Source organism: Oceanobacillus aidingensis (assembly GCF_042654105.1).
GTDB classification, from domain to species: domain Bacteria; phylum Bacillota; class Bacilli; order Bacillales; family Amphibacillaceae; genus Oceanobacillus; species Oceanobacillus oncorhynchi.
This window is the reverse complement of sequence record NZ_JBHSFT010000010.1, coordinates 14,361-38,528: the sequence shown is the minus strand read 5'-3', so window position 1 is coordinate 38,528 and position 24,168 is coordinate 14,361. Positions and strand designations below refer to the sequence as shown.

At 40.2% G+C, this 24,168-nt stretch carries 22 protein-coding genes, 8 tRNA genes and 2 pseudogenes; 25 read left to right on the top strand and 7 right to left on the bottom strand.

Going from position 1 to position 24,168, the window contains the following annotated elements:
* The first annotated feature begins 109 nt into the window (after window positions 1–109).
* The 10 genes and pseudogenes from ACFO3P_RS06890 (at window position 110) to ACFO3P_RS06845 (ending at window position 2,419) form a co-directional block, all read left to right on the top strand.
* Window positions 110–184: transfer RNA gene (locus tag ACFO3P_RS06890), tRNA-Asn, on the top strand.
* A 6-nt stretch (window positions 185–190) separates the two neighbouring features.
* Window positions 191–281 (top strand) — tRNA-Ser (locus ACFO3P_RS06885).
* Between the two features lie 16 nt (window positions 282–297).
* Window positions 298–369, top strand: a tRNA-Glu gene (locus ACFO3P_RS06880).
* Between the two features lie 28 nt (window positions 370–397).
* Window positions 398–474, top strand: a tRNA-Asp gene (locus ACFO3P_RS06875).
* A 7-nt stretch (window positions 475–481) separates the two neighbouring features.
* Window positions 482–556 (top strand) — tRNA-Gln (locus ACFO3P_RS06870).
* 93 nt (window positions 557–649) lie between these two features.
* A tRNA-Lys gene (locus ACFO3P_RS06865) sits at window positions 650–725 on the top strand.
* A 10-nt stretch (window positions 726–735) separates the two neighbouring features.
* Window positions 736–823 (top strand) — tRNA-Leu (locus ACFO3P_RS06860).
* Window positions 824–837: 14 nt separating this feature from the next.
* A tRNA-Leu gene (locus ACFO3P_RS06855) sits at window positions 838–921 on the top strand.
* A 570-nt stretch (window positions 922–1,491) separates the two neighbouring features.
* A pseudogene (locus ACFO3P_RS06850) lies at window positions 1,492–2,079 on the top strand (type 1 glutamine amidotransferase family protein).
* A gap of 130 nt (window positions 2,080–2,209) precedes the next feature.
* Window positions 2,210–2,419 (top strand): hypothetical protein, encoded by a 210-nt coding sequence (locus tag ACFO3P_RS06845; protein WP_193065072.1) that lies wholly within the window; start codon window positions 2,210–2,212, stop codon window positions 2,417–2,419.
* Window positions 2,420–2,541: 122 nt separating this feature from the next.
* On the opposite strand, the gene ACFO3P_RS06840 is transcribed toward ACFO3P_RS06845, so the two are convergent.
* Window positions 2,542–3,123 carry an NADPH-dependent FMN reductase gene (locus ACFO3P_RS06840; RefSeq protein WP_042532449.1) on the bottom strand — a complete coding sequence of 194 codons (582 nt, stop codon included), beginning with the start codon at window positions 3,121–3,123 and terminating at the stop codon, window positions 2,542–2,544.
* Window positions 3,124–3,323: 200 nt separating this feature from the next.
* Here ACFO3P_RS06840 and ACFO3P_RS06835 point away from each other — a divergent pair, with 200 nt between their 5' ends.
* Together ACFO3P_RS06835 and ACFO3P_RS06830 are read left to right on the top strand one after the other, a co-directional pair.
* Entirely contained in the window at window positions 3,324–3,689 is a 366-nt protein-coding gene (locus tag ACFO3P_RS06835) for a winged helix-turn-helix transcriptional regulator (protein WP_042536035.1), read from the top strand.
* Between the two features lie 356 nt (window positions 3,690–4,045).
* Window positions 4,046–4,880, top strand: a pseudogene (locus tag ACFO3P_RS06830) (SDR family oxidoreductase); the annotation flags it as partial.
* Between the two features lie 197 nt (window positions 4,881–5,077).
* Here ACFO3P_RS06830 and ACFO3P_RS06825 read toward each other — a convergent pair.
* Complete coding sequence (locus ACFO3P_RS06825) at window positions 5,078–6,271, bottom strand: MFS transporter (RefSeq protein WP_193065070.1); 1,194 nt, start codon at window positions 6,269–6,271, stop codon at window positions 5,078–5,080.
* A 700-nt stretch (window positions 6,272–6,971) separates the two neighbouring features.
* Here ACFO3P_RS06825 and ACFO3P_RS06820 point away from each other — a divergent pair.
* Entirely contained in the window at window positions 6,972–8,069 is a 1,098-nt protein-coding gene (locus tag ACFO3P_RS06820; protein ID WP_042532455.1) for a DUF3887 domain-containing protein, read from the top strand.
* 56 nt (window positions 8,070–8,125) lie between these two features.
* On the opposite strand, the gene ACFO3P_RS06815 is transcribed toward ACFO3P_RS06820, so the two are convergent.
* A complete protein-coding gene (locus ACFO3P_RS06815) occupies window positions 8,126–9,220 on the bottom strand; it encodes a CdaR family transcriptional regulator (RefSeq protein WP_042532457.1) in 1,095 nt (364 codons plus the stop codon).
* Window positions 9,221–9,368: 148 nt separating this feature from the next.
* On the opposite strand from ACFO3P_RS06815, the gene ACFO3P_RS06810 reads away from it, so the two are divergent.
* The 7 genes from ACFO3P_RS06810 to larC2 all read left to right on the top strand — a co-directional run bounded on the left by ACFO3P_RS06810 (window position 9,369) and on the right by larC2 (window position 16,465).
* Window positions 9,369–10,535 carry a glycerate kinase gene (locus ACFO3P_RS06810; protein WP_193065069.1) on the top strand — a complete coding sequence of 389 codons (1,167 nt, stop codon included), beginning with the start codon at window positions 9,369–9,371 and terminating at the stop codon, window positions 10,533–10,535.
* Window positions 10,525–11,649: a 2-keto-3-deoxygluconate permease gene (locus ACFO3P_RS06805; RefSeq protein WP_193065068.1), complete on the top strand. Its 1,125-nt coding sequence runs from the start codon at window positions 10,525–10,527 to the stop codon at window positions 11,647–11,649. The genes ACFO3P_RS06810 and ACFO3P_RS06805 overlap by 11 nt, the downstream gene beginning before the upstream one ends.
* Before the next feature lie 168 nt (window positions 11,650–11,817).
* Complete coding sequence (gene larA / locus ACFO3P_RS06800) at window positions 11,818–13,092, top strand: nickel-dependent lactate racemase (RefSeq protein ID WP_193065067.1); 1,275 nt, start codon at window positions 11,818–11,820, stop codon at window positions 13,090–13,092.
* 119 nt (window positions 13,093–13,211) lie between these two features.
* Window positions 13,212–14,051: an ATP-dependent sacrificial sulfur transferase LarE gene (gene larE, locus ACFO3P_RS06795; RefSeq protein ID WP_042532465.1), complete on the top strand. Its 840-nt coding sequence runs from the start codon at window positions 13,212–13,214 to the stop codon at window positions 14,049–14,051.
* A 249-nt stretch (window positions 14,052–14,300) separates the two neighbouring features.
* Entirely contained in the window at window positions 14,301–15,191 is an 891-nt protein-coding gene (gene larC, locus ACFO3P_RS06790; protein WP_193065066.1) for a nickel pincer cofactor biosynthesis protein LarC, read from the top strand.
* A gap of 33 nt (window positions 15,192–15,224) precedes the next feature.
* Entirely contained in the window at window positions 15,225–15,971 is a 747-nt protein-coding gene (gene larB / locus ACFO3P_RS06785) for a nickel pincer cofactor biosynthesis protein LarB (RefSeq protein ID WP_042532467.1), read from the top strand.
* Window positions 15,972–16,000: 29 nt separating this feature from the next.
* Window positions 16,001–16,465 (top strand): nickel pincer cofactor biosynthesis protein LarC2, encoded by a 465-nt coding sequence (gene larC2, locus ACFO3P_RS06780; RefSeq protein ID WP_042532469.1) that lies wholly within the window; start codon window positions 16,001–16,003, stop codon window positions 16,463–16,465.
* 78 nt (window positions 16,466–16,543) lie between these two features.
* Here the strand turns inward: larC2 and ACFO3P_RS06775 are convergent, their stop codons facing one another.
* Both ACFO3P_RS06775 and ACFO3P_RS06770 read right to left on the bottom strand, forming a co-directional pair.
* On the bottom strand, window positions 16,544–17,176 hold the full coding sequence (locus tag ACFO3P_RS06775; protein ID WP_193065065.1) for a protein kinase family protein: 633 nt from the start codon (window positions 17,174–17,176) through the stop codon (window positions 16,544–16,546).
* The gene (locus ACFO3P_RS06770; RefSeq protein WP_256705811.1) at window positions 17,176–17,301 is read right to left on the bottom strand and encodes a hypothetical protein; all 126 of its coding nucleotides are present in this window, start codon (window positions 17,299–17,301) and stop codon (window positions 17,176–17,178) included. The genes ACFO3P_RS06775 and ACFO3P_RS06770 overlap by 1 nt, the downstream gene beginning before the upstream one ends.
* 392 nt (window positions 17,302–17,693) lie before the next feature.
* Here ACFO3P_RS06770 and ACFO3P_RS06765 point away from each other — a divergent pair, with 392 nt between their 5' ends.
* The 4 genes from ACFO3P_RS06765 to ACFO3P_RS06750 all read left to right on the top strand — a co-directional run bounded on the left by ACFO3P_RS06765 (window position 17,694) and on the right by ACFO3P_RS06750 (window position 20,908).
* Window positions 17,694–17,876: a hypothetical protein gene (locus tag ACFO3P_RS06765; RefSeq protein ID WP_042532476.1), complete on the top strand. Its 183-nt coding sequence runs from the start codon at window positions 17,694–17,696 to the stop codon at window positions 17,874–17,876.
* 191 nt (window positions 17,877–18,067) lie between these two features.
* On the top strand, window positions 18,068–20,002 hold the full coding sequence (locus tag ACFO3P_RS06760; protein WP_193065064.1) for an aconitate hydratase: 1,935 nt from the start codon (window positions 18,068–18,070) through the stop codon (window positions 20,000–20,002).
* 14 nt (window positions 20,003–20,016) lie between these two features.
* Entirely contained in the window at window positions 20,017–20,184 is a 168-nt protein-coding gene (locus ACFO3P_RS06755) for a hypothetical protein (protein WP_175297038.1), read from the top strand.
* A 220-nt stretch (window positions 20,185–20,404) separates the two neighbouring features.
* Window positions 20,405–20,908, top strand: coding sequence for a GNAT family N-acetyltransferase (locus tag ACFO3P_RS06750; RefSeq protein WP_193065063.1), 504 nt, complete (start codon window positions 20,405–20,407; stop codon window positions 20,906–20,908).
* Window positions 20,909–20,976: 68 nt separating this feature from the next.
* On the opposite strand, the gene ACFO3P_RS06745 is transcribed toward ACFO3P_RS06750, so the two are convergent.
* Complete coding sequence (locus tag ACFO3P_RS06745) at window positions 20,977–21,933, bottom strand: glycine betaine ABC transporter substrate-binding protein (protein WP_226895164.1); 957 nt, start codon at window positions 21,931–21,933, stop codon at window positions 20,977–20,979.
* On the bottom strand, window positions 21,896–22,456 hold the full coding sequence (gene cudC / locus ACFO3P_RS06740; protein ID WP_042532482.1) for a choline uptake/conversion transcriptional regulator CudC: 561 nt from the start codon (window positions 22,454–22,456) through the stop codon (window positions 21,896–21,898). Before cudC ends, ACFO3P_RS06745 begins: the two co-directional genes overlap by 38 nt.
* Before the next feature lie 236 nt (window positions 22,457–22,692).
* Here cudC and betB point away from each other — a divergent pair, with 236 nt between their 5' ends.
* Window positions 22,693–24,162 carry a betaine-aldehyde dehydrogenase gene (gene betB, locus ACFO3P_RS06735; RefSeq protein ID WP_042532484.1) on the top strand — a complete coding sequence of 490 codons (1,470 nt, stop codon included), beginning with the start codon at window positions 22,693–22,695 and terminating at the stop codon, window positions 24,160–24,162.
* Window positions 24,163–24,168 lie beyond the last annotated feature (6 nt).

The following is a 24,168-nucleotide window of genomic DNA, read 5'->3' as shown; positions in this document are numbered from 1 at the left end:
TTAAGAAATTTAACAGTTTTTGTTGACAAAAAACAGGATATATTGTATGATATTTCTTGTTGTTGCGTAATTAGGATATTACATAGATAGTGACTGATTACTTTTATATTCCACAGTAGCTCAGTGGTAGAGCAATCGGCTGTTAACCGATCGGTCGTAGGTTCGAATCCTACCTGTGGAGCCATTATTTGGAGAAGTACTCAAGTGGCTGAAGAGGCGCCCCTGCTAAGGGTGTAGGTCGTGTAAGCGGCGCGAGGGTTCAAATCCCTCCTTCTCCGCCATTTTAATTTTCATAATGGCCCGTTGGTCAAGCGGTTAAGACACCGCCCTTTCACGGCGGTAACACGGGTTCGAATCCCGTACGGGTCATCTTTCTAAGAAATCAAAATAAATAATTGGTCCGGTAGTTCAGTTGGTTAGAATGCCTGCCTGTCACGCAGGAGGTCGCGGGTTCGAGTCCCGTCCGGACCGCCATTATAGTTGGGCCATAGCCAAGCGGTAAGGCATCGGGTTTTGATCCCGTGTACCCCAGGTTCGAATCCTGGTGGCCCAGCCATTTTCTTTTTAGAAGGAATACATGATAATACTATTACAGATAATAGTATTTTTTTATTGATAGGGACTATAAATAATGACCTGTCATATATAGGAGCCATTAGCTCAGTCGGTAGAGCATCTGACTTTTAATCAGAGGGTCGAAGGTTCGAATCCTTCATGGCTCACCATTTTTATCTTGCGGATGTGGCGGAATTGGCAGACGCGCTGGAATCAGGCTCCAGTGTCCGTTAAGGACGTGGGGGTTCGACTCCCTTCATCCGCACCATTTTTTTATATTATGCGGTCGTGGCGGAATGGCAGACGCGCCAGGTTGAGGGCCTGGTGGGTGAATAACCCGTGTGGGTTCAAATCCCACCGACCGCATCATATGTACAAACCAGTCATATCAAGGGTTGCAGACCTTTGATATTTTTTTATGCACTCATTTTTCTATATGAAATGGATGTTTTTTTATATAGTTTTGACCAGTTTTTGACCATGTGAATAAATGGTAAAAATGAAACGTTTGGATTTAAAAGAAATCATCTAATTTGTCAGCAGTTTTTCTTTGCTTACTAGAGAACAACTAAACATTAATTATCGTAGTAATGGATAAGCGCCCCAGGCGTTCTTTAAAGGTTACGTGTTCTTCGCCTTGAGGAACTAGTAAAGCAGCCGGAGAATACCTTAAATCATGTCAGTAGATAGCTTCAAGGTTAACGTGTTCACCAATTTTTCGATGCGCCTGTTAAAAATATCTCTAGTTACTGGAACATATTGACTTGAAAGAATATAAACCCAATAAACCAGCTCGATAAAAGATTTATAATATTCATAATATAAATCTTTTTTGGTATAATTACTTTAATAAATAAGAATGTAGTGATTTTATAAATGAGTTAAATGAGGCAATCACTGCAAGGTTGTAAATTATTAACGGGTGGTGTGATGCTTATGAAACAGGCTTTATTTCTTATCCTGGACGAATACGCAGATTGGGAAGGTGCTTACTTATCAACAACATTAAATCAGAGGGAGGATTGGTCGGTTCATACGATTTCTTTGGGGATACGGTAAGTTCCATTGGCGGTTTTAGAACTGCTGTCGATTAAATCATTGGTTCTGAACCTGAGGATGTTCATCTATTGGTAATGGTGGGCGGGAATACATGGAATAATGATAATAAAAAGCTTTTGCATCTAATCAAAATGGCATTTCAAAATAATATACCTGTTGGAGCTATGCGGAGCTGTGGATTATTTAGCGAAAAACGGTTTTCTAAATCATTATAATCATACGGGTAACTCTGTTGATGCTTGGAAGGGCTATGAAAATTATCATGCTAAGAGCAGTTTTTTTCAGCAGCAAGCAGTAACAGATAAAAATTTAGTCACTGCAAACGGAACAGCTCCGATTGAATTTACACATTTGATTTTAGAGTTGATCGAATTTGATACCTCCGAAAATATTAAAAAAATGATGTATATGTATAAGCATGGATTTTATAAATACTGTGAAAAATATGGGAATCCATTTAGATAATCTTCGCTTGAAATAAAATGAAAATTATGATTATAGTAGAATTGAGTATAGAGATTGGGGAGAATTGTCCTGAAATGAATATGACAAAAGGTTGTATCAGAATAGCTAGAAGGATTTGTGGAGGGATAACGTGTCAAAAGGATTAAAAATTATCTTGCTTTGGTCGCTTGCTTTCCCTGCAATAATCACCATTGGCCGTATGATAATTGATTTTATTTTAGGCAGGGAAATGGAATTCATCTCATACATGGCTGTTTTTTTAGGCATGGGAGCAGCAGGATTGATTTTTGGCGGACCGCTAGTGTACCTTGTAACTAAATCTAAAGAGGGGAAATATTAATTTTTAAATCTATATAATGTTCTGGACCTGCTGAAATAAAACAAGCACTCATTCCAATAATGGAAAGGGTGCCTGTTTTTTAGTGGAATCATTCTTTTTTACAAACTGTAGGATAATATAACTTATACAAGGCTCTTTTCTTTTCTCACTGATTTAAGCGCATTGGACCAAGCGACAACATCATCAATCATTTCGCCAAATCTTGGTTTATGCACTTCCATTGGTGCGAAAGTTGCCATGTTCTCAAAGTCATTAAATAAGCTGAATGCACCTTGTGGTTCAACTGTAGCTACTTTTAAATTGGATAACGTTGTACGTAATGCAAGGGAAGCTGCAATACCAAGCGTAGAGCCATAGCTTACGATGCCTGCTGCTTTATGATGCCACTCTGAACCTAAATAATCTAAATGATCCTTAAGGGACGAAGGGAAATTTTTATTATATTCCGGTGTAACAAAAATAAACCCGTCAAACGAATCAATTTTTCTTGACCATGCACGCTGTTCTTCTGTTGCGTATTCTTTATTTGTCATAAGCGGGGGGATTGCTTCATTGAAACGTCCAAGACCACTTTCTTTTATATCAACAATTTCAAATTCTGCGTCTATATCTTTATTATCTGCAAAATCTTTAACCCATTCTGCAACTTGTAAATTAACACGTACATCACGTGTGCTTCCTGTAATAATACCAATTCTTGTCATGCTGTAACCTCCGTATAAATTTAGATGTAATGAATCAAATAATAAGTTTGTATTAATTTGATTACAAGAGTTATAATAAACCTAAAGTGCCTTTTTGAGAAGAAGGCACTTTATTTATACCTAGTTACTTTTAGGAAACCATTTGATATATAAGGGGTTCATGCATATATTTATAAAGGAGCGGTTGAAAAGTGAAGAATATAACGACAGGTGAAAATTGTGGAGAGCTTCAAGTTGCGTTAGATATTATTGTAGGAAAATGGAAACCGATTATTTTATTTCACCTTATGGAAAACGAAAAATTGCGTTTTAGTGAACTGCAGCGGGCTATTCCGGAAATCACTAAAAAAATGTTAACTTCCCAATTAAGAGAATTAGAATATAACGATATTGTTCATCGCAAGGTTTATCAGCAGGTGCCTCCAAAAGTGGAGTATTCTATGTCACCGTACGGTCATGGTTTAAAACCGTTATTAGTATCAATGAGAAGCTGGGGGACGGAGCATCTGGAACATTTGGAGAAATTATATGGAAAAGATAATGAAGAGCAGAAGGAACAAATATAATTCCCGATAAGTTGTAATACGAAGCGGAATGGTGTTTTCTATGAATTACTCACTTTGTTGTCCAGTAATAGTATGCTGATTAAGCTTGGATACTTTTGTGCTTTAAAAGTATAAATCATTTATGGATGTATAACAAGGTTATAAAATGTCTTGATCAAAGAAGGGTTACATTAGTAGAGAGTATATCACGGACAATTGCCTGCAATGCTACCGTCTCATATCTGCCTCTGCTTGTAACCCCCTGTATTTTTATAAATTATATTATTGAAATTACCAAACTGATTCAAGTATATGAAGGATGCTTTGACTTAAATATTAGGAGGACGAGATGAATGGAAGGGAGAACGGTTTTGATAACTGGAGCTAATTCAGGAATTGGATTCGCAACAGCTGCTATTTTAGCCAGACAAGGCTGTCGTATCGTCTTAGTATGCAGAAATAAGCGAAAAGGGGAAGAAGCACGTCAAGAATTATTAGCTGCTGCTGATAATAAGGATATAGATTTACTGATCGCTGATTTGTCCTCACACGGAGATTAGAAAGCTGGCAGAGCAGGTTCAGAAGCGCTATTCCAAATTAGATGTTCTCATAAACAATGCCGGCGGTGTATTCGGTCAGTATCAAGTCAATAACGACGGCTTTGAAATGACTTTTGCGGTTAATTATTTAGCACCGTTTTTATTAACTCATCTGCTGCTTGATCAATTGAAGGCTTCCGGTTCAGGAAGAGTGGTTAATATCGCATCTGTCATGGAAGACAAAGAGTTTGAGCCGGATAATGCAGTAAATCAAACTGCTTCTGATTATTCGGGAATGCAGGCATATAAAACTGCAAAAACCGCTGTTCTGATGATGACGTATTATCTGAGTGAGCGCTTGTCAAACAGCGGTGTGACCGTCAATGCACTGCACCCAGGATTTATTTATACCCCTCAGGCAACCCGAATGGCACCGAAGTTTTTAAGACCAGTTATGAAGTTATTTTCAAAAAATCCAGAGCAAGGTGCCACTTTGCCTGCTTATTTGGCTTCATCCAATGAAGTGAAAGATGTTACAGGGAAGTTTTTTAAAGATAATAAAATAGAACAGACTTCCCCTGTTTCGTATAATGAAGAACGCCAAAAAGATTTATATATTAAAAGTCTTCAGTGGACGGGTTTAGAGGAATCTCCCTTTATAGAAAGTAATTAACTTTATGAGCTTCTGCTTTACTGAAGAAGTTTTCATTTTAATAAAGAAGGCAAAATTGCCATCTATGAAATCGAGAAACCGGGGTATAAGCGGTTTTCTGAGAATCAAAGCGGGAATCTAAAAATACTTCCTGGCATGTGCAGCAGCAGAAAAAAGTAAGTGCATGGCTGCTTTTTCAATTAATCATATCAAGGGTATTAAACCCTTGATATTCCACTTAAACTAATTCTTTTGAACGTTTTTTTTATAAGTAAATAAACTACATACATAATGAAAAATAAGACGTATACGAAGGCAGATACAATATAGATAGTCTGATAAGACGCTGCTTCTGCTATTAATCCCAGTACCAATGAGCCGCCGCCTATCCCAATATCGAAAAAATTGAAGAAAGAGGCCATGGCATCTTCATGCTCCTGTTTATCGACTAGGTTGATACACCAGGTTTGTATAGCAGGAAGCAATGCTCCGAAACCTAGACCGTAAAATATTGCTGCTGTAAAAAAGACCGTGTCTGTATTGGCAATATATAAAAGACCTAATCCAATGATTGCAAAGATAGAACCTGGAATCAAGATGACGGCTGGTCCGTGCAAGTCAAACAGCCTGCCAGAAACCAATCGTACTGCAAAGCTGGCTGCCGCTATAACGAAGAAAAACAATCCTACATGAGAAAAATCCTTTTCCAAGGCATATAAAGAAAAGAATGACATGATTCCTCCTGCTGCCGTTCCGACTAATAAAATCAGAAGGGCAGGGAAGAGAACTTTCTTTTCAAGAATTTTTGTCTTTACACTGGCTGTTCTATCTAATTCTCTTCCATTTGGTGCGCGTTTAATCAATATGGCCATGATTACAGCCAGTATCAATACTGCCATTCCGCCTAAGAATAAGCGCTGAAAGTCATATAATTCCAGCGTTAAGATACCTATCATGGGACCGACAGAAATAGCAATCGTTTCACCCAGACCAAAATATCCAATTCCTTCTCCGAGCCGCTTTTTAGGAATGATTTCGGCTGCTAATGTAGCGAAATATGTCGTAATCAACCCAAACCCTGCTCCATGAAAAAGCCGAATAATCAATAGCGTAGTGATATCACTTGAAAGATAATAGGCTCCAGTCGCCAAGGCATTAATTAAAATACCTAGGATTAAGAGGAATTTTTTGTCCATTTTACTTGCTAGAAGACCAGCAAAAGGACGAGTCAGAATAGCAGATAACATAAATATTCCTGTGACGATGCCGACTTGGCTGGCGCCGCCTCCAATTGCAGTAATAAAGAGAGGAAGCGTGGGAAGCAGCATCTCGAAAATCATAAAAACTAAACCGTTGGAAACCACGATAAAGATAAAGGATAATGACCATATTTTGGTGTTTGAATCATGCATTTTTCGAAACTCCTTCTATGTTGGTGCATTTTGATACAAAGGACATTATATCTGATACGGGGCAGATGTAAAGAGGTTGAACGAAAGGATAGTGAATGAATTGTAAAATGGTGATGAATTAGTGATCTAACTGGAGAATGGGAGCTATCAGGCTGAGTCATTTTACAGGCTATGCATTCATGTGTTTTTAGAGATTATGACAGGAATTAAGCGGGGGAGTCATAAAGTAATGACAGAAAGAACAATTGGAAATATCCGATGATATGCACGCTGTAAAAAATATACACCAAAAATGGCACTGCCATTGGGTAAAACGTCTTTGGTATTGCTATTTTTTGTTGTTTTCTCACTTCATAGCAGGTGAAAATTTTCGATAATAACCTTTCTTTAAGGCTGTAGTTTCTTCCTCATTGTTGTTAAAAAAGATTAATACGAAGCAGCATTTCCAATGCAGTTGAAAAGATGACACGATGAACCTTGTTTGAAGGGATATGAAAGTGAAATTCTGATAGAAACTTTCTCATCTATTAGAGTACTAGCAAGCTTCCCTGGCATATGGTACGATATGAAAAGATTAAGCGTATTTTCGCAAATGGAGTTTAATAGATACATAATAAGTCGATTTTGAAAAACATCGTTGTGCAGGGAGGAATCCGCTGCTAACCGGCAAGGAAATAATCAGGGTAAAGGAGCATAAAATTTGAAGTTCAAACAGTTAACCATTCTATTAACAGTCAGTTTACTTGGTTTGATACTCTCTGCATGCGGGGAAACTGATTCTGAATCAGAAGGAGAGACTAGAGAGGAAGCCAGAGATGAAGCGATGCAAACAGCAGAAGAATTTTTATCCTTTTTAAGCGAGGAAGAATTTGAAGAAGCGGCATCCTCTCTGAGTGATAATTCTATCAGTGAATGGACATCAAAAGATTTTGAAGATTTATTTGTTCCAACAGCTGAAATTTATGGTGGATTAAGTAGTATTGATTTAATGGAGGAAGAGGAAGATACATATTCGTCCATCTTTAATTTTGTTTATGAAGGCAAATTTGGTGCGCGTAAGGCGCTCTTTTATATCGGTATTAACAGAAATAATGAAGTATTTAATTTTCGGACAAACATTGATCCAGAATTACAGTTTTCAGAAAAGACCCATGACGTTGCGGAAGGATTTTTAGAATTTGCGAGGGAGGGTGCCTTTGAAGAAGCGGCTGACTTAGTGGAAGATGATATGGAATCAGATATAGCACCGGCAGATATTGCGTCTGATTGGAGCCGGCTGGAGGAAACGAATGGGGAATTCGCAGATATTCATCTTTATGATGAACAGACGTTTTCCAGAGATTCTTCTCTTATTTATGCTGCAACGTTTGGGGAACAGCTGGTTCTTTTTAATATCTATGTAAATGAGGACAATGCAATTACAGGTTATTATTCCCGCAGCTATGATGAAGAAGAGAATTACATCTATCCGGAAGAAGCGCATCAGACAGCCGAGGATTTTTTAACATTTATTGCTGCTGAAGATTATGAAGAGGCGGCAGATCTCTTAGATGATGCTGAAGCAGAGGCCTCTCCTGAAGATTTGGAAAGGTGGCGTAATAATGTTGAGCGGGAGTATGGAGAATGGGTTCGTTTTGAGTTGAATCATGAAAAAGACTATTATGGTCCTTCTGCTGGAAATTATTCGTTTGTATATGATGTGGAGTTTTCGGAACAGCCGGCATCCATCATTGTATATGTGAATCGTGAAAATGAGATCAGCGGATACCGGCACACGGATGTGGAAAGCGAAGAGTAGAGAATGGATTGAAAGGCAAGGGAGTTTGATAAGCAGTGTATCAAACTTCCCTTGCCTTATTTATTTTGTTCCTGAATCCATAAGGCCACCTGCAAAATAAGAGAATCATTGAAAATTTTCGGATTATATCCTGTTTCCCTTGTGATATTATTTAACCGGTAAAGCAATGTATTCCGATGTAAAAATAGGGCATCAGCTGTTTTTTGGATATTTAAATCATGTGCAAAAAATGCTTTTAATGTCATTGCCTGCGTTTCATCTAAACCGTTCAGAATTCGCCTGGAGAACCTTTCTCTCAGCGTCTGGTCAAGCTGATAAAGCAATGCCCGTACTTCAATCTGGCTGAATGAAATTACTTCGATTTCCGGTGCACTGATTTTTAAAGCGAGCTCGCAATCGGAATAAGCCTGATAAAAATGTTTCAGTTCATGAAAAGCCAGACTATTGGCTATTCTGAAGGTAATACCCAGCTTATGAAATAGTGCTTGCAGCGCTTCTACTTTTCGCACGGCTTCGGTCTCTTCCATTTCAGACACGGCAATAAACAGCTGATTAAGGTTTATAAATCCGGCAATAGCAGGACGCTTACCAAATAACCGCTCTATTTTTTGAATCAATTCTTGTTTTTGGATAGTGAGCGTATCTATTTGAATGACGAATGCCATGAATGGAGGCGTTAATTCTATTTTCAGCATATCAAGCCCTTGCTGGATCGTTTTATAAGAGGCATTGCTTTTTAACAGCTGGTCAATAACCATCTCTTTTGTACGCTGTTTCCATTCCAGCTGTGAAGTAATAAATTCCTGGTCAATCATCAGCTCTGTAGTCATTTTCACCAGCTCCCCGATATCCTCCATCTCATCCGGATTGCCGGTAACCCCAATCACCCCGATGATAGTGTCCTGAAAGACGATAGGTAAATTGATTCCAGGCTCCGAGCCTTGCCAGGAATCCCCTTGTTCAGGATAAATAGAGAGTGTTTCTCCGCTGCTCAGCACTTCTACAGCCCCTTCATGAACAGTATGCAGTCTAGTTTCATCCAGAGCGGCAATAATCTCTCCGTTCATATCCATAATATTTACGTTTCGATTTAAACGGAGGGAGGTTTCTCTGACGATGGCATTCGCAATTTCTTTTGTCAACATATCCATAATTCAAGCTCCTTTGTTTATACCCTACAATATTAAACTATATATTCCTCTTATTTTTGTATGATATAGCCATATACAATATAAGTCAATATTCGTATAATTTAAACTACAGATAAAAAAGAAAACGCTTACTAAAGGATGTGATGGAATGAAGATTATCGTTGCTCCAGACTCATTTAAAGGAAGTTTAAGTGCAGTCGAAGCAGCTAATGCCATAGATAAAGGAATCAAAAAAGCTTTTCCAGACGCAGAAACCGTCTTGATCCCTGTTGCTGATGGAGGCGAAGGAACATTAGAAACACTTGTTACTGCTACAGAAGGAGAGATGAAGCATGTCATTGTCACAGATCCATTGGGGAATAAGGTCGAAGCTGGATATGGAATTTTAGGAGATAAGAAAACATGTGTCATTGAAATGGCAGCAGCCTCAGGACTCACTTTACTATCTGAAGAAGAACTTTCCCCATTGGCAGCAACAACCTATGGGACAGGGCAGCTGATTAAACAGGCTCTGGATGATGGTTTTACTTCTTTTGTTGTGGGATTAGGAGGCTCCGCTACGAATGACGGAGGTGCCGGCATGCTGCAGGCGCTGGGGCTAAGGATTTTAGATGCAGAAGGAAATGAAATCGGTTATGGAGGAGACGCATTAGGTAAAATTGCTTCCATAGAAATCGATTCATTTGATCCCAGAATTAAAGATTGTCAATTTTTAATCGCCTCTGATGTAGAGAATCCGTTGATTGGATTAAATGGGGCATCTCATATTTTTGGCCCGCAAAAAGGTGCAACATCGGAAATGATAGAGCGGCTGGATCAAAATCTCGCACATTTTGCGGATCAGGTTGCAAAGGTTACAGGTATCAAGCTGCATGATATGCCGGGTGCAGGAGCTGCAGGCGGCATCGGAGGAGCTTTTCAGGCCTTCTTTCCATGTGAACTGGAAAGAGGAATTGATGTTGTCCTGGAGTATAGTAACATCAACCAATTTTTAACAGGAACAGATTTAGTCATTACCGGCGAGGGAAAAGTAGACGGGCAGACTGCTTCTGGTAAAACGCCGCTGGGAGTAGCGCAAACAGCGCAAAGGCAAGGAGTTCCAACGATTATTTTAGCAGGATCGGCAGGTGATGATACGGCAGTGCTCCATGATTTTGGCGTTGTCAGTATCCACAGTATTGTCAATAAACCAATGACGTTAGAAGAGTCTATGCGAAATGCATCTATCCTATTGGAATTAAGTGCTGAACAGGTGGTTCGTTCTTATTTTTACGCTTTTAATCACATCAAAGGGGGAGCGATTTATGAGAATTAAGGATACAATTGAAAAAGTACCTGGAGGGTTAATGGTAGTTCCACTTCTATTAGGAGCTTCTTTAAACACGATTGACCAAATGCATATACCGGCAGTGATGAGAGTTCTTGAATTTCTCGGAGCACCGCAAACAGAGGAAGGCTACTATGAATTTTTAAGAATTGGCGGATTTTCACAAGAATTATTTAAGGATAGTGCCCTTGTATTGATTGCTTTATTCTTATTCTGTGTGGGAAGCCAGATGAATTTGAAAGTCGGCGGAAAAGCATTAAAGAAAGGGATTTTAATTACAGGTTCGAAGTATGGAGCCGGCTTAGCCGTCGGGATGACTTTTGGATTCTTCTTTGACCCGATGAGCGGACTATTTGGATTATCCACCCTTGCATTAATTGCTGGTATGACAAACAGCAATAGCGGGATGTATGCTGCATTGACAGGAAAATTTGGAAATAGATCCGATGTGGGCGGTCTCTCTATTCTGGCTATCAATGACGGGCCATTTTTGACATTAGCTGCACTTGGGGTATTAGGTACAGCATTTCCGATGATTTCATTTATTGCAGTTCTTTTGCCAATCGGGATTGGAATGATTTTAGGAAACCTGGATCCAAAAATACGAGAGTTTTTAAAGCCGGGAGAAGCGGTTACGATTCCATTTTTCGCCTTTGCTCTGGGAGCTGGCATGGATTTGGCGAACTTCTTCAATCCCTCTGTACTTACAGGCGGATTAACACTTGCTTTTCTTACCTTTTTCTGTTCAGCTGGGGCAGGTATTCTTGTATTTAAATTATTTAGAGAAAAAAGCTTTATTGCTCCTATCTCAGAGGCTTCCACAGCAGGAAACGCCGCCGCAACACCTGCCGCAGTAGCCGCAGCAGCGTCAGTAGCCGTTGGTGCAGGAGCCATGACACAAGCAGAATTTGAAGCGATTCAGAGTATTGTTCCGATGGCGACCGCTCAGATTTCCATATCCACCATCACGACTTCGCTGCTTTGTCCTTTAGGTGTTATTTTAATAGACAAGTATCAGCGGAAAAAAGGAATCGATGGTACAAAAGAAGATTTGGGGTTAAAAGAGGATAAACAGGAAACGAAATATGCGGTTAATGACTGATAGGTTATAAGAAGCAGGTTTTATTCGACAAATCATGTTATTCTGATGATAGAATGATATGTTATTTTACAAATAAATGCTTTTCAGCAGTAACGGTTTGCTGCAAATGTCGTTTAAACCTAAAAAAGTACAGGATATAAGCTATTAAATGAAATGAGGTTTTTGAATATGAGGACGGATTTACTATATGGAAAGAATGGAATTTCTTTAGATTTGCCAGAAAACGCTTTACTTATTGAACCGACCAATCTGCCAAAGATGGAAGATGAAAAGGAAGCAGTCCGTCAGGCTTTGCGAAATCCGATTGGCAGCGCGCCCTTGAAAGAATCTGTCAAGGCTACCGATACGGTATCGATTGTCATTAGTGATATTACCAGACCGACACCAAATCATATCCTGGTTCCGGTATTAATTGAGGAGTTAAGCCATGTTCCTTTAGAGAATTTTGTTATTATTAATGGAACTGGAACACACCGCGACCAGACAAGGGAAGAATTTGTTCAAATGTTAGGAAGCTGGGTTGTAGACAATATTCGAATTGTAAACAATCACTGTCATGAAAAGGATACACTTGTTAATCTCGGGAAAAGTAAATTTGGCTGCGATGTCTACCTGAATAAAGATTATGTAGAATCTGATTTTAGAATTGTAACCGGTTTTATAGAGCCGCATTTTTTCGCAGGCTTTTCTGGAGGTCCAAAAGGAATCATGCCCGGAATAGCGGGGATTGAAACGATTATGACCTTCCATAATGCGCGGATGATTGGAGATCCGCTCTCCACGTGGGGGAATATGGAGAATAATCCGGTTCAGGATATGACCCGTGAAATTAACGGGATGTGTAAGCCCGAATTTATGTTAAATGTTACATTAAATCGGGAGAAAGAAATTACGAATGTGTTTGCTGGCGAGCTTTATCAGGCACATGATGAAGGATGTGCGTATGCAAAAGAGCACGCGATGTTCCATTGTGAAGAGCGGTTTGATGTCGTGATTACATCTAATTCCGGCTATCCGCTGGACCAAAATTTATATCAGGCCGTAAAAGGGATGAGCGCTGCCCATAAAATTGTCAAAGAGGGCGGTTCGATTATTGTAGCATCCGAGTGTTCAGATGGCTTACCTGACCATGGAAACTATGCGAAAATTTTTGATATGGCAAAGAGCCCGCAGGATCTGCTGGATATGATTAATAATCCGGAATTTAAAATGTTTGATCAGTGGCAGGTTCAGAAACAGGCTGTCATTCAGGTCTGGGCGGATGTTTATGTTTATTCCAAGCTGACGGACGAACAAGTAACCAATGCCATGTTAAAGCCGACTCATGATATAGAACAGACGTTAGAAGAGTTAAAGGAAAAGTATGGGGAATCGATGACCGTTGCTGTGATGCCTTTAGGGCCATTGACGATACCTTATGTTGAAGAAAAAGTGAAATCCTGAGCTGAGCGTAGTATACTGGTAATAGAATGAAATGTATTTAGTCAATAAATGGGAAAGTTTTTTATATCCTTTTGTTAGTAAAATCCCCCCCTTCAGTCAGGGGAAATGAGGTGAATAAAATGATGGAAATCAATGAGAAAAATCGTTATTTAGGGAAAACACTGAAGGAAATGGGACGTGTCATGGTGGCATTTTCAGGCGGTGTAGACAGTACAGTTGTTTTGAAAAGAGCGCAGCAGGAGTTAGGAGATAACGTGCTGGCAGTTGTTGTTGCATCAGAATTATTCCGTGAATCCGAATTTCAGGCTGCGGTTCAATTAGCAGAGGATCTGGGTGTGAAGGTGCACCAAACAGAAATAAAAGAATTGAACCAGCCTCAAATTACAGCGAATAACCCAGACAGCTGGTATTACAGTAAAAAATTGCTTTACACCCGCCTGAATCAGCTGGCGGAGGAATGGGATTATCCGTATGTGTTAGACGGAATGATTATGGATGATGAAGCAGATTTCCGCCCGGGGCTAAAGGCAAGAACGGAAGAAGGCATCCGCAGTGTCCTTCAGGAAGCAAATCTATATAAACCGGAAGTCCGCGAGCTTGCGAAGGAATTGGAGCTTCCAGTATGGAATAAATTAGCTTCCTGCAGCTTAGCATCCAGATTTCCGTATGGTACAAAACTGGACAAACAAAAAGTAAATCAGGTTAATCAGGCGGAGCTTTATTTAAAACGTGCCGGTTTTGAAGAAGTGCGTGTACGTTATCATGATAATGTGGCGCGTATCGAAGTAGCAGCTGATAAAATGGTGGAATTACTGGAAAAACGTACAGAGGTTCAACATAAACTGGTATCTCTTGGTTTTGACTATGTATCGATAGACTTACGCGGTTACCGTACAGGCAGCATGAATGAAGTATTGCCAGCAGCTTCGTCAAAACAGCAAATCGCTGCCAATGCTTAAAACACAACTTCATTCCGTGGGAGTTGTTTCCTTTCTCCCCCGGAATTAGCCTGAGTGCCTCAGGGGGGGGGAGTTAGCACCCGCTATCTCCTCTCTGAATAAATTTATTTTTACTCTCTATTTAGAGATGGAGTTTTACGGATGATTCTCCGGATAAATTTAAACATGATCTTTTACGGGAAAGCAGTTGAAAAAACTGCTTTTTCGCGTGAAAAGAGTATAAAGAAGATAAACAAAGGAGTAATTTTCATGAAGATGTTATATTTGGATTGTTTTTCAGGAATAAGCGGTGATATGACAATAGGAGCGCTGCTTGACGTGGGAGGGAGTTTTTCTCATTTGCAAAACGAGTTGCAGAAGCTTCCTTTAGTGGATGAATACGAATTAAATGTTTATAAAGTAGTGAAGAATGGGATTACAAGCACAAAATTTGATGTTGTGCTGAAGAATGAGGAGCATGGACATTCCCGCCATGATCATTCTGAACAGGACGACCATGAGCACGGGCATAGCCATAAGCATGTTCATGAGCATCATCACGGGCATAGCCACGACCATCATCATGAGCACCATCATGGTCACAGTCACGATGAGGGACATCATCACCATCACGATCATAGCCATCATCATCGTTCCTATCGTGATATTGTAAATATGATTCAAGAAGCAGATTTATCAGAAGACGTGAAAGATATGGCGTTGAGGATCTTTAAAAAAATTGGTGAAGCAGAAGGGCATATTCACGGTGTGCCGCTGGAGGATGTCCATTTTCATGAAGTAGGCGCTGTTGATTCGATTATTGATATTGTAGGGACAGCGATTTTATTGGAAGAGCTTGAGATTGATGAAATCAAGTCAGCAGCTGTTCCAACAGGATCCGGAAAAATTCATATTGATCATGGCGTGTATCCTGTCCCGGCACCGGCTACGCTGGAGATTTTGCGTGGAGTACCGATTGCGCAAAGTGACTTGAAAGCAGAATTGACAACGCCGACTGGGGCTGCTTTTGCTGCGGTGTTAGCGGAGGAGTTTTGTGATATGCCGTCTATGAAAGTGGTGAAAGTGGGATATGGTGCCGGTACGAAAACATTTCCGAATCACCCCAATGTACTCCGGGTTATCATTGGCGAAGAGGCATAAACATTGAAAAAGTTTGGAGAGTAGGACAAGTAAATGGAAGAAATTTTAAAGGAAGTCCAAAATGGAACATTAAGCATAGAGGACGCGAAAAAGAAGCTAGCGACTTATGAAGATTTAGGTTTTGCCAAAGTAGATCATCACAGGAAACAACGGCAGGGTTTTCCGGAAGTGATTTACGGAGAAGGAAAAACCGTGGAGCAAATCATAGCTATCCTGCAAGCAATCAAAGCGAAGCAGAATGATATTTTAATTACTAGGATTTCACCGGATAAGGCAGATAAAATTTTAGGGGTTCATCCTGAATTGACGTACCATGATATGGCACAAATCCTATCCTTAAAGGTAGAAGAGAAAAGAGAAAAAAAAGAAGGATATATCGCTATTCTCTGTGCCGGAACCTCTGACTTGCGGATCGCTGAAGAAGCAGCCGTTACTGCTGAAGCATTGGGCAGTAATGTACGCCGATTTTATGATGTCGGAGTTGCTGGAATTCACCGGTTATTAGATCAGGCTCCAGCGATTCAGGACGCAACGGTTTCGGTCGTCATCGCAGGAATGGAAGGGGCGCTCCCAAGTGTGGTCGGCGGTCTTGTTTCGCATCCAGTCATTGCGGTGCCGACAAGTGTAGGCTATGGTGCGAACTTCCAAGGCCTGTCGGCATTACTGACAATGCTGAACTCCTGTGCGAGCGGAATCAGCGTGGTCAATATTGATAATGGCTTCGGCGGTGCATATAATGCCGTATTGATTGACCGGCTGGCTCAAGGAAAAGAGGAGTAGCATTTCGCAATAAGAAGGGAGTTGTCTAGATGGCACCAAAACATCCTCCGAATCAGGAACATATTGATGATAATATGATAAAAGTGGAAGTCAATTTGGATGATATTTCAGGGGAATGGCTTGGATTTGTAATGGACCGCTTATTTGAAGCTGGGGCAAATGATGTATTTTACACCCCCATTTATATGAAAAAAAATCGGCCGGGGGTATTACTGCAATTGCTCTGTTCCAATCAAGCACTTCCTGAAATGAAGGAAATCCTGTTGCAGGAAACTACGACGCTAGGCATCCGTTATTATCCGCTAACTGTCCACCGCATGGAAAGAAAGTTTATTCAAGTGGATACAGCATGGGGGCCAGTAACAGTGAAACAGGGGATCTCGAATGGAGAGGTCTTTCAAAGCTCACCAGAGTATGCAGACTGTAAAGCGATAGCTGAAGAACATGGAATTCCATTGAAACAAGTATATCAGTCAGTTTGGAAGCAATTATAAAAAATACACAGACCAATTTGAATTGGTTTGTGTATTTTTTATTAAAATTTAGTGATTAAAAAGGGAAAGAACTCGCATCTAATTTTTTTCCTTTCTGACAGGAAGATACTGATAGAATCGGTAAAGCTTTGATACGGCATACATGACCCATCTTGGAATCTTTTTTGGGAAATTCGTACGCTGATAATATCGTGCATAAGCCCATTTTAAATCTTCCCATTGCGTACATTTTTTCTCCTGAGAAAAACGGGCTGTATCAATCAGACGCACAGCGCCTTCTTTGGTCAGGATAAGGTTATGCAGATGAATATCTGAAGGATTTAATCCCGCCTCTCTCGCAGCATTTAATCCATTATCCACATCCTTGATATGTTGAGATGTCAGCGGAATACCTTCTGCCAGACATTCAAAAAATGTTTTGCCCTCAATAAAATCCATTACTAAATAGTTACTTCCTGCTTCATATATCGTTGGGTAGTAAGGACTGCCATGTAGCTTTTCGTAATTTAGCTTTTCTTCCATTGCTGTTTTTTCAAAAGACGGGTAGAAAATTTTAATCACTTTATGCTCATTTTTTATTCTGAATACAGCGGCACTCCTCCCCGCCCCATAGAGCTCTAAGTCACTATGATGCCCGAGTATTTTTATACGTCTGTGTTTCTTCGTAAATAAAACGGTGGTTACATAGTGATTGTACATGGATTGTTTCATTATTTTTTAAAACTGCCTTTTCTTTTGGTTAATTCCTTTTTGATCACAGGCAAGGCATGTTTTTGCGCTTGTTTTATTCCTTCTTTTACCATTTTAGACTTGAGAAGCTTCGTAAGTTTAGACATTTCTTTTCCTCCTTGGCTTATGTGCGGCAAAAGCTAATAAAAAAGAGACCTTTGCCCACATATTTTTTGGACAAAGGTCTCGCAAGCAACGAAATGAAACGGTTGCCAGCAGTGCCGAGGATTTCTCCTGTAATGACGACAGCTGCTATTATGCTACTCCCCTTTGGGATTAATTTGAATGTACATTTATTATAGAGGGCTTGTTTCGTAAGCGCAAATTTTAACGTACTTAAATTATCCACGCATGTTTCTCTTTTTTTAATACGTTTGCTATGCAGGAATAGGTGTGATACAGCGCTAATAAAAGCCTTCTTATATACCTTAATTCATCGTTTTCCGGCTTTTATTCAAGGGTAAACACGTATAAAGCACTTTGGAAGGAGCGGCGAACCGTGAAAAACCGTTGGGTCAGTGGACTTTTATATGCTTTAACGGGCTCCGTCATCATGTTTATGGTCAGTATCCTTCTTGGAGGAGAGCCTTATTGGAATGGAATAATTGGTTTTCTGATGGGAGGGTTTACTTATGGGGCATTTTTTCGTCCAGTGATGGAAAAGAAAATGAAATCAAAATAAAGGATGGGTATGCTTCAAAAATCGTATATGCAGAGAGGGAAGGAGGATGTGTTTGCCTGTTAACGCCTCACAGATGGTATGAATCGGAGGTTTTGAGGAAGGAACATCAAGTTTAACTTCATTTGCTACGTGTAATAATTACTATATAAGCATATTCTAATCAGGACAGTATATTATAAGGAGGAAGCAACATGCAGCTTAATGCAGCGCAAAAATTAATTCAAGATCATTTGCTGTCAGGAGAGATGAAGCCCGGAGAAGAGATTGGTTTAAAAATTGACCAGACGTTGACACAGGACGCGACAGGTACCATGGTGATGCTGGAATTGGAAGCGATGGGCATTGATAAAGTGAAGACAGAGGCATCGGCACAGTACGTGGACCATAACCTGATTCAGGAAGATTTTCGGAATGCAGATGACCATCTATTTTTACGGAGTGCGGCACAGAAATTCGGCATTTATTACAGCAGGCCTGGAAACGGTGTCAGTCATCCTGTCCATATGCAGCAGCTGGCACGCCCCGGGAAAACCTTATTAGGTTCAGACAGTCATACATGTGCCAATGGATGTATGGGCATGCTGGCTATGGGAGCGGGCGGAATTGACGTCACGATGGCAATGTCCGGTGAACCTTATTATGTGAAAATGCCGCGGGTTATGGGAATTGAATTAACAGGAAAATTGCCTGATTGGGTCAGCGCCAAGGACGTTATTTTAGAAATGCTGCGCCGCCATGGCGTAAAAGGCGGTGTCGGAAAAATCCTTGAATATTATGGACCAGGTGTGAAGGAATTATCTGCTATGGATCGGCATGTGATTGCCAATATGGGAGCAGAGCTTGGAGCGACCGCCACAGTATTTCCGTCAGATAAAGAAATTAAACATTTTCTAAAAACACAAGGGCGCGAAGACGAATGGATTGAATTAAAAGCAGATGATGGAGCGGATTACGATGAACATGAAGAAATTGATTTATCTGCGTTGGAACCGTTAATTGCAAAACCGTCCAGTCCGGGGAATGTAGTGCCTGTTATGGAAGTTGCCGGAGAAGACATCTATCAGTCTTACATCGGTTCTTCTGCTAACCCGGGATACCGCGATTTTGCGATTGCCAGTGAAATTGTGAAGGGAAAGCAAATCGCAAACGGTACTTCTCTGGATATTAATCCAACTTCCCGTCAACTGCTGGAGCAGCTTGTTGAAAACGGGCATATTGCGAATCTGCTGGCAGCCGGTGCCCGTATGCATCAGGCAGGATGCAACGGCTGTATTGGTATGGGGCAGGCTCCGGCTACGGGTAAGAATAGTTTACGGACGACACCCCGAAATTTCCCAGGACGGTCCGGGACAAGAGAAGACAGTGTGTTCCTATGCAGTCCGGAAACAGCTGCTGCTTCTGTATTAACGGGAGTTATTACAGACCCAAGAACATTGGATATGTCTTATCCGAAAATAAAAGAACCGACTACTTTTTCCACAAAGGGTATGCTGGAAGTGCCGCCGAAGGATAATAGTCAAATTGATTTAGAAAAAGGGCCAAATATCACGACTATCCCAGATTTTGATCCGATTGAGGATAACTTTGATGTTCCTATATTACTGAAAATGAATGATAACATCTCAACAGATGAAATCCTTGCCGGCGGTTCACGCGTCTTGCCATACCGCAGTAATATTCAAAAAATCAGTACCTTTGCATTTGAAATCATTGATGATGATTATTACGAAACGGCAATGAAACAACGTGATGACGGCGGTCATATGGTTGTTGCAGGTTTTAACTACGGACAAGGTTCGAGCCGGGAGCATGCGGCGCTCGCACCGCGTTATCTAGGATTAAAGGTCGTACTTGTTAAAGACTTTGCCCGTATTCATCTGCAGAACTTGATTAATTTCGGTATTTTACCATTAACGTTTGTCAATGAGGAAGACTATGATTTGGTTCGGCAGGAGGATGTGCTCGAATTTCGCCAAATCCATCAAACGATTCAAAATCAGCACACCTTTGATATTAAGCTGAAAGGGACAGAACGTACGATTGCTGTGCAGCATGACCTTACTAAACGTCATCTTGAAATTCTGCTGGCCGGCGGAATTATTAATTGGATTAAAGAAAAACAATAGAAAGGAAGTCAGCAATGGGATCTCAGGAACATGCTTGTAAAGCTTGTGAAGGAACAGGTTTATTAAGAGATGATGAGCAGTGGCAGTATACTTGCACCGTTTGTCATGGTGATGGATTTGTTGCCGCTGTGGAGAAGACGGAAAAGCTTCAAGTCGATGAGAACCACAGGGTCATTGATTAATAATAAACAGTCGGAGCAGTGCTGTTTCTTGATACAGCCACTGCTTCGACTGTTTTTGTATATAAAATCATCAGCCCGGTTATTTTAAAATATATTTCTTTCCACTCAGGAATAACCAGATTTCCAATCCTGTCGACAGAAAGCTTTTGTTGTGAAATAATATATGAAAAAAGTATCGAGGTCATATATACCGTCGGATACAGAAGAGGGTGTCTGTTAGATGATACATATTGCTCCGTTGCAAATAGAAGATGAGGATAAGCTTTATACATTTGAATTACATAATAGAAAGTACTTTGAAAAATTTGTTCCTTCCCGTGGAGAAGCGTTTTACCAAAAGGATTACTTTCATGACAGACTACGTGAATTGCTGAAGGAACAGGCAGATAGTAAATCTTATTTTTTTCTGATCAAGGATGCGGACGGAGAAATTTTGGGGAGGGTTAACTTAACAGATATTTGTCCTTCACAGAAAATCGGCTTTTTAGGATATCGAGTTGGTGAAGCTCATACAGGAAAAGGGATAGCAGGAAAGGCAGTTGAGCTTCTCAAAGTGGAGGCAGAGAAAACATTAAGATTAAAGGGGATCAAGGCGCAAACCACCGCAGAGAATATAGCTTCTCAGAAAGTGTTGGAAAAGAAAGGGTTTGAGGAAATAAACAGGGAAGACACGGTTTATGAAGGAAAGCCTCTTACTTTTGTTTATTATCAATTAAGCTTTTAAAATCAATAGTTGCATTGATAAAATGAAGCAGTCTGATTGGAATTCCCATCAGACTGCTTCATATCGAGTTATTTTTCCAGCCATTGATTCACAAGATTTCGATTATCATTCACCCATTTTTCAGCACCTTCCAGCGCTTCTTTTCCTTCATTTTCAGCCTCACTGACGTAGCTCATCAATTCACCAATTTGTTCATCATCCATTTTCCAATTTTTCAACCATTGATCGACTTCTGGATAATCCTCATGAAAATTTTGGCGGGTTGCGTGATGAATTTTTTCAGCCTCTCCAAAGATATTTTGAGGGTCGTCTAAATATTTTAAGTCCATTTCTGAAAATACACGATGTGGGTTCCATAACGGCACAACAATATCCTCTTCATTAGTGATGGCCTGTTGTAACGCGGTCAGCATAGCGGGTTCGGAGCTGGCCGTGAGCTCATAATCCAGCTCGTATGCTTCCATTGCTTCTTCCACTACTAACATCGTGCCTGCTCCGGCATCGAATCCAGTTATTTCTCCATTTAAACTTTCCTTATTCGCATTTAAATCTTCTATACTATCCAAATAATCCATATAAGCCGGTACGACTAAACCAACTTTTGCATTATCATACCAAGTTTCTTCTGAGAAATTAATAGCATCTTCATATTGTGCTACATATTCTGCATCTTGAACAGGCAGCCATATTTCAGGACTGATATCCAGCTCATCATTTTCAAGTGCCGCCATTTGCGTCCCGATATCTAATAAATGCAAGTTTACTTCATAACCTTCTTCTTCTAGAATGAATTTCCACATATTTGTAATTGCGATATTTTCTTCCCAGCTGATTTGGCCCATATCGAGGCTGTTGGGGTTATCATCTTCTGCCGCGGATTCGTTCGATGTATTTCCGCCGCATGCACTTAATAATAGAATCGAAATTGCTGTGATAATGAGAATATTTATAGGTTGTTTTTGAAAGTTAAAGATGGTATCTCTCCTCTTAGTCTTTTTGGGATGTGTCCTTTGGTAAAAACTCAAAAATTTCTTCGGATCGAATACTGTGTACCAACTGATCCAGCCAGTTGTAATAAACCTTGGACTGGTTTAATAATTCATAATGATGTCTAGCTTCTTCTTTGAAGCTGTCAGAAACATGCTCATCATGAATAATTTCAAGAAGTGGTTTTTCAGCCTGATGGATAGCTTCCATATTTGTATTTGCTTCCCGTTCCCACATTTGGCAGAAGTAGGCCATAAAGGAATGAAAGAAATTTTTCTCCGCAGTATAGGTATGTTTTCTGGAACCACGCTGGAATTTCTTTTTTACCATTCCAATTTGCTGGAGATGGCGTACATTGGTGCTCATACTAGGCTTGCTCATACCAAGCTCTTCCCGCATTTCATCCAAATTCATTTGATTTTCAAAATACATCGTTGCATATATTTTACCGGCAGCTGGTGTTACACCGTATAAGTCCATCGTTTCCGATATCGATTGAATAACCTGATCTTTTGCCTCTTCTATTTGTTCTCTTGCCCTCTCGTCATGGGGATTGTTCAAAATAATGACCTCCTACAGATCAATGTCCATAAAGTTAAATTTTTTCTTAACAAACTTAATGATAGTAAAATAAATAAATTTGTCAAATGATTCGTGGATTCAGAAGCAATATAATTTTTACATATAAGAAGAAAATGGGTTCGTTTGACAGGATTAATTTTATTCGTTATTATTAATTTTGTTCAAAACGTTAAATTTTTTCTTAACAAAGTTAACGTAAGTTAGGAGGAACTCATTTGGATACCAGCAAACAATATATCAATGGGGAATGGGTGCTTGCCCTCTCTGGAGAGACAAGAGAAATAATTAACCCTTTTAATCAGGAAGTCATTGCGCTTGTTGCAGAAGGTAATGAAGAAGATGCTAAAATGGCCGTTGCTGCAGCTAGAAATGTTTTTGACCAAGGTGATTGGTCAGCGACTTCAGCAACTGAACGGGGAAATATCGTTCGTGATATTGCAGCACTGATAGAAAGAGATAAGGAAGAATTAGCAGAATTAGAATCGCTCGATACTGGAAAAACAGTGGAAGAGAGCAGAGGCGATATGGATGATATTGCCGGCGTATTTCGGTATTATGCAGAATCAGCAGATAAAGATGGCGGTGAAATAATTGATTCACCCGTCCCGCATACCATCAGCAAGGTAGTCAAAGAACCTGTCGGTGTATGTGGACAAATTACTCCGTGGAACTATCCTTTATTACAGGCTTCCTGGAAATTAGCTCCTGCGCTTGTTGCAGGAAATACATTAATTATGAAGCCGAGTGAAATTACTCCTTTAACAACCATTAAAGTATTTGAACTCATGGAAGAAGCAGGCGTGCCAAAAGGAGTGGTTAATCTTGTATTGGGAGCTGGAGCAACGGTTGGAGAGGAGTTAGCCATCAATGAAGATGTGGACTTGATTTCTTTTACAGGCGGGATTGAAACAGGGAAACGTATTATGCGGTCAGCCAGCTCCAATGTGAAAAAGTTAGCTTTAGAGCTTGGCGGAAAAAATCCCAATGTTATTTTTGCTGATGCAAATTTTGAAACCGCAGTTGATCAGGCATTGAATGCGGTATTCTTCCATGCAGGACAAATATGCTCAGCAGGAACACGCATTATTGTGGAGGAAAGTATTCACGATGCGTTTGTTGAGGAATTGGTGGAACGTGTGAGAAAGATTCGGTTAGGCAGTGGTTTTGATAAGAATACGCAAATGGGACCGTTAATTTCAAAAATACATTTAGAAAAAGTGATGGCCTATGTAAATAATGGCGTGAAAGAAGGCGCAAAGGTTGCGGTTGGAGGAACTCGTCCTGATGAACCAGCACTGCAAAATGGCTTTTTCTATTTACCAACCGTCTTGACTGGATGTACAACGGAAATGAATGTTGTACAGCATGAAGGGTTCGGTCCGGTTATTACGATAGAAACATTTCGTAATGAGGAAGAAGCTATCCGTCTCGCAAATGATTCTATTTATGGATTAGCTGGCGGGGTCTGGACAAAAGATATTGCGAAAGCAGAGCGATGTGTTGCTAACATGCGGATGGGTACAGTATGGATTAATGATTTTAATGTATACTTTCCGCATGCTCCATGGGGAGGCTTCAAGCAGTCAGGCATCGGCAGGGAATTAGGCAAACTTGGCCTAGAAGAATATCAGGAAACAAAGCATGTTTACCATAATATAAATCCAGAACCGATAAATTGGTTTTGAGGATAG